The sequence below is a fragment of the Streptomyces sp. NPDC030862 genome, from assembly GCF_055571835.1.
Genome location: NZ_JBVIEN010000010.1, coordinates 271,644 through 284,692, shown reverse-complemented (window position 1 = coordinate 284,692; position 13,049 = coordinate 271,644). Strand labels below are relative to the sequence as shown.

Annotated in this window: 11 protein-coding genes; 3 read left to right on the top strand and 8 right to left on the bottom strand. The window is 73.7% G+C overall.

Going from position 1 to position 13,049, the window contains the following annotated elements:
• Positions 1–158: 158 nt before the first annotated feature.
• The 3 genes from ACZ42X_RS26755 (at position 159) to ACZ42X_RS26745 (ending at position 2,999) form a co-directional block, all read left to right on the top strand.
• Entirely contained in the window at positions 159–1,124 is a 966-nt protein-coding gene (locus ACZ42X_RS26755; RefSeq protein WP_468295003.1) for a GntR family transcriptional regulator, read from the top strand.
• Positions 1,125–1,194: 70 nt separating this feature from the next.
• Entirely contained in the window at positions 1,195–2,316 is a 1,122-nt protein-coding gene (locus ACZ42X_RS26750) for a hypothetical protein (RefSeq protein ID WP_468295001.1), read from the top strand.
• A 71-nt stretch (positions 2,317–2,387) separates the two neighbouring features.
• Positions 2,388–2,999, top strand: a complete 612-nt coding sequence (locus ACZ42X_RS26745) for a hypothetical protein (protein WP_468294998.1) — start codon at positions 2,388–2,390, stop codon at positions 2,997–2,999.
• Between the two features lie 5 nt (positions 3,000–3,004).
• On the opposite strand, the gene ACZ42X_RS26740 is transcribed toward ACZ42X_RS26745, so the two are convergent.
• The 8 genes from ACZ42X_RS26740 to ACZ42X_RS26705 all read right to left on the bottom strand — a co-directional run bounded on the left by ACZ42X_RS26740 (position 3,005) and on the right by ACZ42X_RS26705 (position 12,908).
• Positions 3,005–5,764, bottom strand: coding sequence for a poly(A) polymerase (locus ACZ42X_RS26740; protein WP_468294996.1), 2,760 nt, complete (start codon positions 5,762–5,764; stop codon positions 3,005–3,007).
• Between the two features lie 3 nt (positions 5,765–5,767).
• Entirely contained in the window at positions 5,768–7,528 is a 1,761-nt protein-coding gene (locus ACZ42X_RS26735; RefSeq protein ID WP_468294993.1) for an RNA ligase family protein, read from the bottom strand.
• Positions 7,529–7,609: 81 nt separating this feature from the next.
• Complete coding sequence (locus ACZ42X_RS26730) at positions 7,610–8,302, bottom strand: hypothetical protein (RefSeq protein ID WP_468294991.1); 693 nt, start codon at positions 8,300–8,302, stop codon at positions 7,610–7,612.
• 13 nt (positions 8,303–8,315) lie between these two features.
• The gene (locus ACZ42X_RS26725; RefSeq protein WP_468294988.1) at positions 8,316–9,839 is read right to left on the bottom strand and encodes a putative T7SS-secreted protein; all 1,524 of its coding nucleotides are present in this window, start codon (positions 9,837–9,839) and stop codon (positions 8,316–8,318) included.
• Positions 9,840–9,861: 22 nt separating this feature from the next.
• The gene (locus ACZ42X_RS26720) at positions 9,862–10,632 is read right to left on the bottom strand and encodes a hypothetical protein (protein WP_468294985.1); all 771 of its coding nucleotides are present in this window, start codon (positions 10,630–10,632) and stop codon (positions 9,862–9,864) included.
• Positions 10,625–10,942, bottom strand: coding sequence for a hypothetical protein (locus tag ACZ42X_RS26715; protein WP_468294983.1), 318 nt, complete (start codon positions 10,940–10,942; stop codon positions 10,625–10,627). Before ACZ42X_RS26715 ends, ACZ42X_RS26720 begins: the two co-directional genes overlap by 8 nt.
• Positions 10,943–11,083: 141 nt before the next feature.
• Positions 11,084–12,223 (bottom strand): HTTM domain-containing protein, encoded by a 1,140-nt coding sequence (locus ACZ42X_RS26710; RefSeq protein ID WP_468295223.1) that lies wholly within the window; start codon positions 12,221–12,223, stop codon positions 11,084–11,086.
• Positions 12,224–12,236: 13 nt separating this feature from the next.
• Positions 12,237–12,908 (bottom strand): DUF5819 family protein, encoded by a 672-nt coding sequence (locus ACZ42X_RS26705; protein ID WP_468294980.1) that lies wholly within the window; start codon positions 12,906–12,908, stop codon positions 12,237–12,239.
• Positions 12,909–13,049 lie beyond the last annotated feature (141 nt).

Genomic DNA, 13,049 nt, shown 5'->3' with positions numbered 1-13,049 from the left:
CGGGCGTCTGCCAAAAGGCGATTTTCCGCCTCTGTACTAGGGCAAATGGGTGTCGATGTGGTGTCGTCGCTGGTAGTGTCTGCACTAGTACAGGCGTACAGGCAGCCGAAAAAAGTCGAAGAATCGAAGAAGTCGAGAGAGCCGAGGGGGATCCGCGCATGACCGAGCTCACCGACCTGCCGCCCTACCAGCGCATCGCGGCCGATATCCGCCACCGGATCGCCACCGGCGAGCTCGCGCCCGGCGACCGGGTGCCGTCGACCCGCCGTATCGCCCAGGAGTGGGGCGTCGCCCTCGCCACCGCCACGAAGGCGCTCACCACGCTGCGGCTGGAGGGACACGTGGAGGCGCGGCCCCGGGTCGGCACGGTCGTCGCCGTGCGGGGCGCGGCGGACGTACCAGTACGGCCTAAGCCGCCCGCACCCGCGCCCGTGTCCGCGCCCGCCGCCGCACCGGAGCGCGAGCTCACGCGGGAGCGCATCGTGCGTACGGCCATCGAGATCGCCGACGCCGAGGGCCTCGCCACGCTCTCCATGCGCTCGATCGCCGCCCGCCTCGGCGTGGCGGCGATGTCCCCGTATCGCCACGTCGGCGGAAAGGACGAGCTCGTCGCGCTGATGGCCGACACCGTCTACGGCGAGGCACCGGCCTACCCCGTCCCCCCGCCCGAGGGCTGGCGCGCCCGCCTGGAGCTGGTCGCGCACACCCTGTGGCAGGTGTGCCGCCGCCACCCCTGGGTCGCGCACATCGGTCCGCTCGGCCGGCCCCTCCTCCTGCCGAACCTGATGGCGCACGGTGACTGGCTGCTCGGCGCCCTCGAAGGGCACGGCCTCGACGCCCAGACGATGTTCGACATCCACCTGCTGGTCTACGGCCACGTACAGGGCCTCGCGGCCAACCTGGAGCGCGAGGTCCAGGCGCGGGCCGCGACCGGCCTGACCGACGAGGAGTGGATGGACCGGCAGGGCGCGGTCCACGAGCTCGTCTCCTCGGGCCGCTTCCCCTCCCTGTCCCGCACCCTCACCGGCTTCCCGGACGGCGGCTACGACCTCGACCTCGACGCGCTCTTCACCTTCGGGCTGCGCGCGCTACTCGACGGCATCACCGGGCTGGTGGAGGGGTGAGGTCGCCCACGGCGTAGGACGCGGCCCGTGGTGCAATGTCCGCGTCAGGTGCACAACGTGGGGTGGGGCGATGGGCAAGCGCGGCGACGAGTCGTCATCGGTGTCGGACGAGGAGTGGGCGGAGTTCGTCCGCAAGGCCCAGGAGGACGGCGGGCGCGGCGCGCCGAAGGAGCCGTCCGCCGCCGCCCGGGCCGCGGGGAAGCCTCGCGCGGCGGAGCCCGAGGGATGGCGGACCGGTCCCGCGTGGCGGGAGATGAACGGCGGCCGCACGCGAAAGCGGCGCTGGGCGGCGTCGGTCGGCGTACTGCTGGCGCTGGGCCTCGCCGTCGTCGCCGTTCGGCCCGAGCTGGTCACCGACCGCCTGCCGGGCGGTTGGGGTACCGACGGCCAGGCGGCGCCGCTGGCCGCCGAGACGGCACGGCCCACCGGGGCGCCGCCGGAGGAGCTGTTCCCGGACGAGCCGACGCTCAAGGAGCCGTTCCGCGGCTCGCCCGCCGCCGCCTGGGAGGACGGCGCGGCCGGGATCCACGTACCGGAGGCCAAGGCCGTAGGCGGCATGACCAAGGAGCAGGTCGCCCACGCCCTGACCAGCACCAAGCAGTTCCTCGTCGCCGCCAACCTCGACCCCGCCACGCTCCGGGGCGAGCGGCCGAAGGCGGCGCTGGAGCTGCTGGACCCGCTCCAGGCCGATGGACGCCAGTCGATCGAGAAGGCGCTCACCGCGCCCAGTGCCGAGCAGAACCCGCTGTGGGCCTTCAGCCGCTTCGACCCGTCCGAGGTGCGGCCGGCGGGCGCGGTCGTCAAGACGCGCGGACGCATGACGTACGAGAAGGGTGACCGCGACGGCGAGGTGCTGGTGCACGCCGACTACACCTTCGTCTACCCCGTGGTCCGCGCGAGGCCGGGTGCCACGGAGGTCGCGCGGACGGTCGTACGCCGCGAGATGACGTTCGCCCTCTCCGACCCCGCCAAGATCCGTACGACGCCCGGGAAGCTGTACGTCCTGCGCTGGCTGGAGTCCGCCGGCAACGACGACTGCGCCCGCGACGGCGACGGCTTCCTGCACCCTCTGTTCGCCTCCGAACTCCCGCCCACACCCACCGAGGCGCCCGGCCCGTCGGTCGACCCCTACGACCGCAGCAAGCCGCTCGCCGACCGGGCGGAGGAGTGCGGGACCGTCACGCGGACGTGAGCACGTGGCGCGTGCGTTCATGAGTACGCCTACTCACGCGCGCCCGCACCGCACTTCGTAGCGTCGGGGGCATGAAGAAGAAGCGCGTGGGCCTGGTGGGTCTGGCGGTCGTGGGGGCCCTGGCCGTGCTGGCCGTCGGTGTGGACGCCGGGGCGAAGAAGGTGTCGGAGCTCTGGAACGGGCGCCCGTACCCCGCGGCCGATCCGGCGGCCGTCTCGCAGAAGCTGCAGGAGCGGTCCCAGTGGACGTACGACGGCTTCGGCCTGCCTCCGGCCGCGGCCGGCGCGGTCCAGGCGGGCGGCATGAGCACCGGCGCCTGCTACTACCGCGGGCTGCGGGGGTTCGGGCACATCGACGAGGCGCGCATGGACGTCGTCGACTTCGGGCTCCGGTGGGAAGTGCCCGGCATCGCGGAGGACACGGCCCGTCAGGCACAGCAGCGGCTGCGGAAGCGGCTGGAGGGGGCGGGCTGGAAGCTCACCTCTGACGAGAACCGCACGGTCAAGGACCTGGTCGAGCTCGGCTACCGCTACCAGCAGCCGGGCGGCGAGGACCACATCGACGTGCGGTGGAACAACCGCACGACCACCTTGTTCGTCACCGTCTACGCTCCCTGCGGCCAGGTCCCGCCCGGCTCCCTGGACACCGAGGCGGCGAAGGCCTACTGGGCCCCCGCCGCCTGACGCGGTCAGCGCAGGGTCGGTACGTCGCCGCCTTCCGCGCGCCTCAACGCCACACCGGCGAGACCCCGCAGCCGGTGCTCGGCGATGCGGGCCAGCGCCTGCTCGTCCGGCGGGGTGGCGCCGAGGCCGATCGCGTAGCGGCCGGGGGCGAACGGGCGCGGCCACGCGTGGGCGTCCGGGGCGCCCGCGGCCTCCAGGTCGGACAGCAGGGCGCGCATCCGGCCCCGCACCCGGCCGAGTTCGGCGTCCGGGACGGTGAGGACCGCCCACGCGGCGTGGCGGCGGTGGAGGGGCGGCGGCGCCAGCAGCTCGGACCACGACCAGGCGGTGGGGGATGCCTCCAGGATCTCCCAGGCGCGGAACAGCTCCTGCGTCAGCAGATCGCGGCCGCCCGGGCTCACCTGATCCGAGCAGGGGCGTACGGGCGCGGTCGGGGTCAGGATCACGACCGGCGGTCGCGGGACCGGCACCGGGCCGTCACCCACCGGCTCGCGCCAGTCCCAGGCCGCCCACCCGGCGAAGAACCGCCGGAGCAGATCCTCCGGTGACAGGCCGTCGGCCTCCCGCACCGTACGGGCCGCCAGGACGCACCACGCCAGGCCCGGCAGGCCGCCGAAGGGCGCCGAGTCCAGGCCGCGTGCCCGCGCCCACGCCTTCACCTCGCGGGCGAGGCGTACGAAGCCCTCCCGCCGCGCGCCCGGCTCCGGGAGCAGCGCGTCGGCGTCGCTCACCGCGCTCAGCGCGACCGCCGCCGCCTCGGACGGCCGCACCGGAGCCGTGTCCACGAGCACCAGGTCGACACCCAGGTCCCCGACCCGCAGCCGCAGGCCCGGCACGCGGGCGCCGACCACCTCCCGTACGCCGTCGGCCTCGGGGAACGCCGCCGCCAGCCGGTCCCGGGTGACCCGTACGTCGGTGAGGCCCGGCGCGGCCGCCACCAGGTCCAGGTCGGCGCCCTCCAGGGCGCAGCCCATGCGCCGCGAGCCGACCACGTACACCGCCGCCTCCGGCAGCGCGTCCGACACACGGGCCGCCACCTCGCGGGCGTGCTCGGCGCGGCGCGGGTCCTCCGGCCGTGGGGTCTCCGGACCCGGGTCCTCGGTCCAGCGGACCTCGCCCGTGCCCAGCGCGACCGTCGCCCGCACCCGCATCGGCTCGTCACCCCGCCGGGACAGCAGCACCAACTCGCCGACGCGGGCGGTCAGCGGGCCGGGCAGGCGGCGCGCGCACTCGGCGGCGACGGCTTGCGGGTCGCGGGTACTGCCCAGGCTCAGGTGCGGTGTGAACCCGGACCGCTGGGCCCGGCAGCGCGGGAAGCGCCGCTCCAGTTCGCTGCGCAGCCGCGCCCACGGCTCCTCGCCCGCCGCGGCCGGGTCCAGCCACACGGTGGCGTCCTCCCGGTGCCCGAAGGTGTGCACGCCCTCCAGCCGGGCCTCGAACGGCTGGACGGCGGCCGCCGCCTCGGCGATCAGCGGCGCCGCGCGCTCGAAGTCGTACTCCGGTACGAACCCGAAGAGCAGGTTGACGTGCGGCGGCCAGCGGTCGATCTGCGGGTCGTGGTCCTCGCGCACGGCCTGGAGCGGCGGCCACAGCTCCCGTGGCGGAAGCCAGGCCACCGCCGTACGGGCCGTCGGCCGCGCGTCGAGGACGCCCGAGGCGGCGGGTCCGTCGAAGCAGAGGTCGGCCTGGACGGCGTAGTGGTCGGAGACGTACAGCCCGTCCGCGGTGGGGGTGTCCCCGCGCAGCACGGCCGCGTCCACCCGCAGTTCGTCGGCGCGCAGCAGCACCCGGTCCAGCCGGGAGGCGCGGCCGGTGAGCGAGGAGACGGCCGCCAGGGGATTGACCCGCGGGTCGAACGTCGGCGTGCCGTCCGCCGGGCCGTGCACCTCGCTCCAGGCGTCACGCATGCCCAGCGTGCGCGCGGGGGTCTCGCCGCCGTCGTTGAAGTCGCCCAGCAGGATCACCGGCGCCTCGGTGGTGGCGAGCCCCTCGGCGATCCGGGCCAGCTCCGCGTCCCGCCGTGCGGCGCCATCGGGGGAGTGGTCGCTGCTGAGGTGCGTCGCGGCCACGACCAGCGGGCCCGTCGCCGTCTCCACGACGACGGCCGTGACCGCCTTGTGTGGGCCCAGCGCGTGCAGACCGGCCTCGCGCACGGGCAGCCGGCTGAGCAGCAGCAGCCCGCACTCGGCGACGTCCGGCCCCGCCGGGTCGGTGCCCAGCGTGTAGGCGTCCCTCACCCACGGCGCGTCCAGCAGCAGGCGCAGCAGCCCGGCCTCGACCTCCTGGAGCGCGATGACGTCGGCGTCCGCCTCCTCCAGGGCGGCCAGCAGCAGCGGGCGGCGTCGCGCGCTGTCGATGCGGTCGCTGTCGTACCGGTCCCACAGGGTGTTCCAGGTCAGCACGCGCAGCCCGGCCGCGGCGGGTGCGCCGCGCGGCGTCGACGCCGGTGCCCAGCCGCCGTCGTACGCGTACGGCGTCCGCGCCGTGAAGAACGGCGCCCGCAGCAGCCGCGGGTCGCGCACCCGCCCGGCGTCGGTCGCGTCGATGCGGTCCACGCCCGTGGAGCGGTCCCAGACGATCTCGCCGTCGGCCTCGAAGAACAGCACCCGGTGCCACGGGATGTCCCCGCCGGGGACGAACGCGGACAGCGGCATCCGCTTCGGGCCCAGGCCGGGGTCGCGCCGCCGCACGCCCACCACGAACCGGGCCGGGTCGAACCGCGGGTCCCACAGCACCCGGTGGTAGATCTCCTCGCTCGTACGCATGCCTCACGCCTCGTCTTCCACTGTGCCGCTCGCGCCGACGTACCAGGTGCGGTGCGCCTGGCCCGGGTACGGCGGGACGAACCGGCGCAGCTGGCCGGCGAGCACCTCCGGCGGCACCGCATGCGTCCGGTGCGCGTTGCGGCGCGCGAGCTCGGCCTCGTCGACCAGCACCACCGCGTGCGTGACGAGAGCGTCGCGGCGGTGCGCGACCGCGTGCACCAGGGACCGCTGGTGCGGGTTGAGCGACGTGGCGTCCCACACCACGGTGCCCCCGGCGGCGAGGGCCGTGTCGAGCCGGTCGAGGCCCTCGCGCAGGACGGCGCCGTTGTCCCGCTGGTCCGACCGGGAGCCGCGCGCCGCGCGCAGCTCGTCGAGCGATACGTACGCGGCCACGCCTGCGCCTGCGCCTGCGCCCGCGCCCGGCAGCCGGCGCCCGAAGGTGCTCTTCCCGCTGCCCGACGGCCCGACCAGGTGCACCAACCGGGGGAAGTCCCCCGACCGCCACCGCCACGTCGCCGCGACCGCCTCCTCGGCGGTCGCGATCCGGCCCAGCGCGTACGCCTCGCGCGCCTGCGCCACACAGCGGTCGGCCGCGTCGGGGTCGTCCACGTCACGGAACGCCTCCCGGAGCCCGTCCAGCGGCCGGGCCTCCTCCGCGTGGAGCGCGGACCACTCCACCTGCTCGCGCGTCTCGGCGGTGTCCGCGAGGGCCGCCGCCACCGCGTGCAGGACGCCCAGGTCGGCGGCGTACGACAGCCGCAGGAGCCCGGTGCGCCGCTCTTCGTCCGGGTACGGCCGGTGCAGCCCCGGGTACAGCCCGACCAGGTCGGCCACGCGGCGCGCGAGCGGCATGCCCAGCGGCGCCGCCAGCCGGGCCGCGAGCCGCGCCCTCGGGTGCCGGTGCAGCAGCGCCGCGAGCACCCCGGCGAGCCGGTCGTCGCCCGACCGTCCGGGCCCGAGCCCGTCGAGCCGCGCCGCCATGTCCGCCACGATGTCCGCAGCCACGTCCGAGGACACGCCCACGGCCACGTCCGCGGCTCCGTCCGAGGCCGCACCGGCGTCCCCGCCTTCCGGCAGGCCGACCGCCGCCGCGAGCGCCTCGGGGTGGGGCGTCGCCCCGGACCGCACGTCCCACAGCGCGGCGCGCGGGCCGAGCCCGTTCTCCACGACGGCGGCGTGCATCCAGTGCGCGTCGGTCGTCACGTGCCGGGGCCGCACCCACTTCGCCACCCGCCGCCCGAACTCCGCGTACCCGAAGCCCTCGACCGTCCGGACGACGTACCCCTCCTGGCGGCCGGTGTCGAGCCTCAGGGCGCGCAGCGCCCGCTCGTCGAAGGTGCCCCGCCACAGGACCGGCGGCGTGGGGATCCCCAGCCGCCGCAGGAACGCCACGGTCCGGTCCCAGTCCAGGCACCGCCCGTCGCCGTCCCAGACGGAGAAGCCGTAGAACCAGCTCTCCAAACCGGTGTACGCGATCGAGTGCCGCGCGTACATGTTCTCGCCGCACACCCGCCACCCCGCCGGGACGCGGGCGGCGATCCGCCCCTGGAGACCCTTGACCCAGGCCCGCGACGGATGGTGTGCCGAGTCGAGCGAGCGGGCGTGCAGGCCGTCGGCGTACAGGGTCGTGTTCTCACCGTCGAGCTTCTCGGTGACCACGACTTCCCGGCCGGCGAACCCCTCCAGACTCCCCGTCCGCACATCGTCGGCGGCCGCGCCGGGGGACCAGGGCAGATGGGGCGTGCGGGGGTAAGACGTACGCACGGTTCCCCCCACGCTCCGAAATCGATCAACGCATCCGTACGGTAGGCGGCCTCCCCGCCGCCGCGCACCCGGTTATCCGGGTTACCGTTCGCGCTCCCACGTCTGAAGGACCGCGAGTGCGTAGGCGACGCGGGTGTCCAGGTGCCGCGGGTCGAAGCGGTAGATCCTGCCGACACCCCGGTAGTCCAGCACCGTGCCGGCGCCGGGCGTGCGCCAGCGGGTTCGTACCGGTCTCGCGACCGTGTCGTCGTCGGCCTCGCCCACGACGAACGAGTACACCGATACGCCGAGCACGACGAGGAACCAGACGGGGGCGGTCAGCACGTAGAGGAGCCACGCGTACCAGGTGCCGGACCTGCCCGTGACGGTCCGGGGCGGGTGGGTGAACCGCGCCGACCACCGGATGCGGCGGGGCCAGGGCAGGAACCGGCCGGCACGGCGGGTGATCCGGGCCAGTGGCGTGCCGTCGGGCGTGTGGACGTCGTAGACGTCCGGGGCGGCGGGGCGTACGGAGCAGGACGGACTGCCGTCCCGTCCGTCGTCGATCCAGAAGGGCACGGGTGCCTGGCGGCTCCAGCGCCCCGTGGTGCGCGGGGTGAAGACCCGGGCGAGCGGGGTGTCCTCGGGGCGGCGGGCGGTCGTCAGCCGGATCGTCGAGGCCATCTCGGCGTCGGGCGGCAGGTGCGGTGGCCGTGGGCCGGACACCGGAACCGGGTTGTTCACGGAGACCAGGAACGCGTACGGGGTGTCGGTCACGTCGGTCACGTCGCTCACGTCGTTCACGGTGTCATCCGAAGGGGTTGGCGCTCGACAAGCGGCCGATGACGTCGCCCGCCGTATCGCGCGCCTGGTCGAGCTTCTCGTGGAACTTCTCGGACGCGTACTGCACGTCCTGCGTGGCGATCCGCACGCCTTCCTTGTAGAGGTTCTTCGCGCCGGTCACCGCCTCGTAGCCGCGTGCCGTCCAGGACCGTGGGTCGATGTACTTGCCGACGGTTTCGCCGGTGTTGTCGATGATCGGCCTGACGGAGTCGGCGAGCGCGGGTATGTGTCGCAGCGGGGTGTTCTCGATCACCTGGGGCATCACCTTCTGGAAGGCGATGTCCGTCACCCCCGCCCCGGGCCGGTACAGGTTGAAGTCACCCAGCTCCTTGGCCACGGCCACCTTGAACCGGTCCGCCAGACCGTCCGCGGTGATGTGGATCGCGTGCGCCTTGCTGCCGAAGGAGTTGATGTTCCGCATCACCCACTTCTCGGCGTCGTCACCCAGCTTCGCGGTTCCCCCGACGTGCTCGATGATGTCGTCCGCACGCTTCCAGGCGTCGGCAGCCTTCGCGCCGAAGTCCAGCACGTTCATGGGGATCTTGACGCCCGTGAAGGTCCCCTTGGCGACCTTCCCCAAGCGCAGGAAGTCACCGAACGGCAAGAAGCCGACGATGTCCAGGCCGATGTCCGTCCAGCTGCCCTTCTTCGCCCCGGCTGCCCAGCCCACGGAGTGGAAGGCGAGGGCGCCGGCGTTCAGCACCATGCCGATGCCCTCGAAGATGACGGCACCCACGATGGTCTCGGAGAAGACGACCGCGAGGACGTCGCAGGCGGCGCTGGCGTAGCCGAGCCAGTCCCCGATCTCGTAGATCGTGTCCGCGTGTTCCTTGATCCAGTTCCAGAGGTCGGCCGCGAGGCTCTTGAGCCGTTCGCCGAGGCCCGCGAGGGCGTCGGCGAGCATGTCGAGCAGGCTCTCGTCCGGCGCCGCCTCGGCGGCCCTGCGGATCGCCGCGGCGGCGGCGCGGGCGGCCTCCTCGTGGTCGCCCAGCAGCTCCCGCGCCTTCCTGATGACGGCGTTCAGCTCGTCGGCGGCCTCGTTCACCCGCGTCGTCGCGTGGTCCAGGCGCCGCTGGGCGCTCTGCAGCTCCGTGTCCGTCTCGAAGGTCCGGCCCGCGAGCTGCAGGTCCGGGTTGCTCTGCGCCTCCTTCAGCGTCTGCCGGGCCGCCGCCGCCTCCTGCTCGTAGCGGCGCGCCAGCGCCTGGAAGTCCGTCAGCCGGGACTCCCAGGTGTGGAGCGCGTGCGCGGCGTCGGCGAGCGACCTGTGCCCGTCGGCCAGGTACTTCGGCAGCGTGCCGACCTTCCCGGCGAACGCGGACGCCGCCTCGCCCGCCCACGCCCCGTCCGCCTTCCCCAGCCGGGTCAGCGTCGCGTGCGCGTCGTGGAGCTGCTTGCCCACGCGGGTGAGCGTGGTGACCAGATGACGCACCGAGGGCGGCACACCCGGTGCGGGGTCGAAGCCGAGCGCCTCGTACGTCTGTGTGCTCATGGGGACGATCTCCTCGAGGCGATCAGTAGGAGCCGAAGGGGGAGGCGGACGGAGCAGGGGTGGGCGGGGGAGTGTCGGACTCGCCGAACGTGATGGTGTCGGCGATGTCCGCGAGGACCGCTTGATAGTGGAAGAGGTCCTGGACGTCGGCCGTGCTCAGGCAGAGCAGCAGCAGCCGGTCGTCCTCGGGGAACGGCAGCCAGACCTCGATCCGGACGAAGAATCGTTCCTGCGGCCCTTCCGGAAGCTCCCACACGGCCCGGGACCCGGCGACGCGGACGACCGCGGGGCCGGCGGGCAGGGTGATCGGCTGGACCTCCCCCGCCTCGCCGCCGTCGGACGCCTTCTCCAGCGCCTCCGCGATGCCCGCGGCGGTGCGGTACGGGTCGGGGTTGTCCAGGTCGCGCACGCTGACGGTGAGCGTGGCGCGGCTGACGCGCTCGGGCGGCTTCGAGCCGTCCGCGGTGCCTCCGATGGGGAAGATGCCGAGCGCGTTGTAGACGGCACCGCCGGTGACGAGACCCGGGGCGTTCGCCGCGTACATGGCCGTGGTCAGCCTGCGCAGGGGCTCCAGATCCTCGCGCTCGCCCCAGTAGTCGCGGGCGAACCGCCGCAGCTGCTCGCCGAAGGCGTCCTCGTCCTCACCGATGCCGAGGGGGATGGCGTGGAACTCCGGCTGGACCTGGAAGCGGAACGCCGACGGCCCGCCGTCGGGATCCGCGGCCGGCTCCGGCTCCGTGGCTTCGGCCGGTCCGGCACCGGTGGGACCCGGGGCTTCCCTGGGATCACGCACGGACGCCACCGGCCGGGGCCTTCACGGACTTCACCATCGCCTCGACCTGGACCTCCAGGTCCTGGAAGAGCTTGCCCGACTCGCCGACCTTCTCGGTGATGCCCCCCGTGGCGTCGGCGATCAGCTTGATGCCGTGGTCCCACTTGTCCTGGAAGTCGTCGCAGGCCTTCTCCAGCTCGTCGGAGCCGGAGCCCTTGGGACCGATGTCCTTCAGCTGTCTCATCGCGGACCGCATGCCGTCCGCGCACTCGCTGAGATCCGTCACGAGCCGGGACAGGGCTTTGAACTCGGCCTTGCAGTAGCCAGCCATCGCGGTGGTGCACCCCTTAAATGCGCAGGTCAGTACATCTTTGCACAAGGGAATCGGCGTGATAGGCCCTGCTGTACCGGTCGGCGCTGGCGTGCACAGAACCCCCTCGAATGCTCCATGCGACGCCCATCGCGCACGCGGTCACACGGGCAGTCGCACGGGTTCCCTGGGCGCGGCCGGCGTCGCCTCCGGCTCGGTCCGCCGCCCGGCCCGGCGCCGCCGGCACCACGCGCCGACCCCGACCAGGAAGGCCGTCGGCAGGAACACCGCGTCGCACACGATCATCGCCAGCGACAGGAACGGGATGCCGAGCAGCACCGCGATGCCCAGGTGCTCGGCGATCATCACGGCGAGCAGCACGTTCTTGACGCGGCGGTTGGCGAGGGTGAAGGGGAAGGCCACCTGCACGATGACCGTCAGGTAGCTCAGGACCAGGACCATGACGGTGCTGGCCGCGAGGGCCGTCGAGAGCCAGGGCCACGGCGTGAAGTAATCGAGGTGCAGGGCGTAGTAGAGGGCGCTGCCCTCCTGCCAGCGCAGGCCCTGGATCTTGTACCAGCCGGCCGTCGAATAGATCAGGCAGACCTGTACGGCGATCACCAGCATCGCGCAGTTGTGCAGCATCGCGGCGCCGCCGTCCAGCACGGCCCGCAGCTCGTGGCGCGGGTACCACCGGTTGACGACGTACCACGCGCCCTGCACCGCCCACAGCGTCCACAGCACCAGCGGCCAGCCCTGAGCCTGGGGGCCGAACGCCCAGAAGAGCAGCGCGCCCATCACCGCCCACAGCGCGACGCCGGTCCGGTCGCCCGCGGCACCGGACCGAGCCCGGGCGCGCCGCGCGTCCAGCGACCACACCTGCGCACAGCGCGTGAACACCAGGTAGATGACCAGGATCCGGATGACGTTGTCGCCGCCGTCCCCGACCAGGGGGTTGCGGTTCTCCAGTGACAGCACCCCGACCATCAGCAGCACGGAGGCCGTCCGCGTACGCCACCCTGCCAGGACGGCGAGCGCCGCCAGCAGGGTCAGCGCGTAGACGGTCTCGAACCACAGCCGCCCGTCGTACCAGCTCAGCACGGTGAAGGTGCCCTCGTGTCCGCTGAGCGCGAGGGCCATGTCGTACGAGAGGGCGCTGCGGTCGCCGTACAGGACACGGCGGTTCGGCCACTCCCGCAGGAGGAAGGCGGTGACGACGGCGGCGAGCCCGATGCGGAAGACGGCGGCCTGGTAGGGGGCCTGGGTGGTGCGGGCGAACCCCGCGAGGCGGCGGAACGGCACGGTCGTCAACAACTCACATCTCCCTGTAATCCTCGTCCGTCACCGGCCACCACGGCAGCCTCCGGTACCCGATCTCGCCCGACGGGTCCTGCCCGCTCCACGACGGCGGCGGTACGAGCGCGAACTGCCACGCGAGCTGCACGGCGGTGACCTTTTCCCCCTCCCACTCCCGCCCGATCCGCTGGAGCACGACGCGCTTGAGGTACGCGGCGGACAGCTCGCCGTACGGCGCCTTGGTCGGCCGTCCCTGCTGGTCGTGCGCGTAGACGTAGCTGTCCCAGGCCCGGCGCAGCATGTTCTGGTGCACATGGCTCGGCACGGGATTGCCCCTGATCATCGCGACGTCGCGGGCGGTGAGGCCGACCCACTCCGATACCTCACTGGCCGTCCGCAGCCGTACGGAGACGGTCTCGTTGCGCTGCAGGGGGTTCGGCGCGAACAGCTTCCAGTCCTGACCGAACTCGGGCTGTACGTACGCGTTGATCCGCTCCTGGTGCCGGGCGGTGAGGGCGTTCGGCGGGGCCAGGCTCAGGAACATCATGCCGAGGTGGACGAGCACGGCCCCGACGAGCACGCATCCGGCCACCGCGAGGGCGCCGACCGCCCACGGGGACCTGACCCGGGGTGCGCTGCCGCCTTCGCCTTCGCCTTCGTCTTCGGCGGCGCGGGGGTGCGGGACTTCCAATTCACGTTCCTTCCGCGAAAGCGGTACCGGTACGGGCACGGGCACGGGGGGGGGGGGGGGGGGGGGGGGGGGGGGGAGGGAGAGGGGGGGGGGGGGGGGGGGGGGGGGGGGGGGTGGGGGGAGGGGGGGGGGGGGGTAGGA

Excerpts from the sequence above, each read along its gene's own strand:
- ACZ42X_RS26715 (WP_468294983.1), bottom strand. The coding sequence starts at position 10,942 with ATGGCTGGCTACTGCAAGGCCGAGTTCAAAGCCCTGTCCCGGCTCGTG.
- ACZ42X_RS26750 (WP_468295001.1), top strand. The coding sequence starts at position 1,195 with ATGGGCAAGCGCGGCGACGAGTCGTCATCGGTGTCGGACGAGGAGTGG.
- ACZ42X_RS26745 (WP_468294998.1), top strand. The coding sequence starts at position 2,388 with ATGAAGAAGAAGCGCGTGGGCCTGGTGGGTCTGGCGGTCGTGGGGGCC.
- ACZ42X_RS26755 (WP_468295003.1), top strand. The coding sequence starts at position 159 with ATGACCGAGCTCACCGACCTGCCGCCCTACCAGCGCATCGCGGCCGAT.
- ACZ42X_RS26740 (WP_468294996.1), bottom strand. The coding sequence starts at position 5,764 with ATGCGTACGAGCGAGGAGATCTACCACCGGGTGCTGTGGGACCCGCGG.
- ACZ42X_RS26725 (WP_468294988.1), bottom strand. The coding sequence starts at position 9,839 with ATGAGCACACAGACGTACGAGGCGCTCGGCTTCGACCCCGCACCGGGT.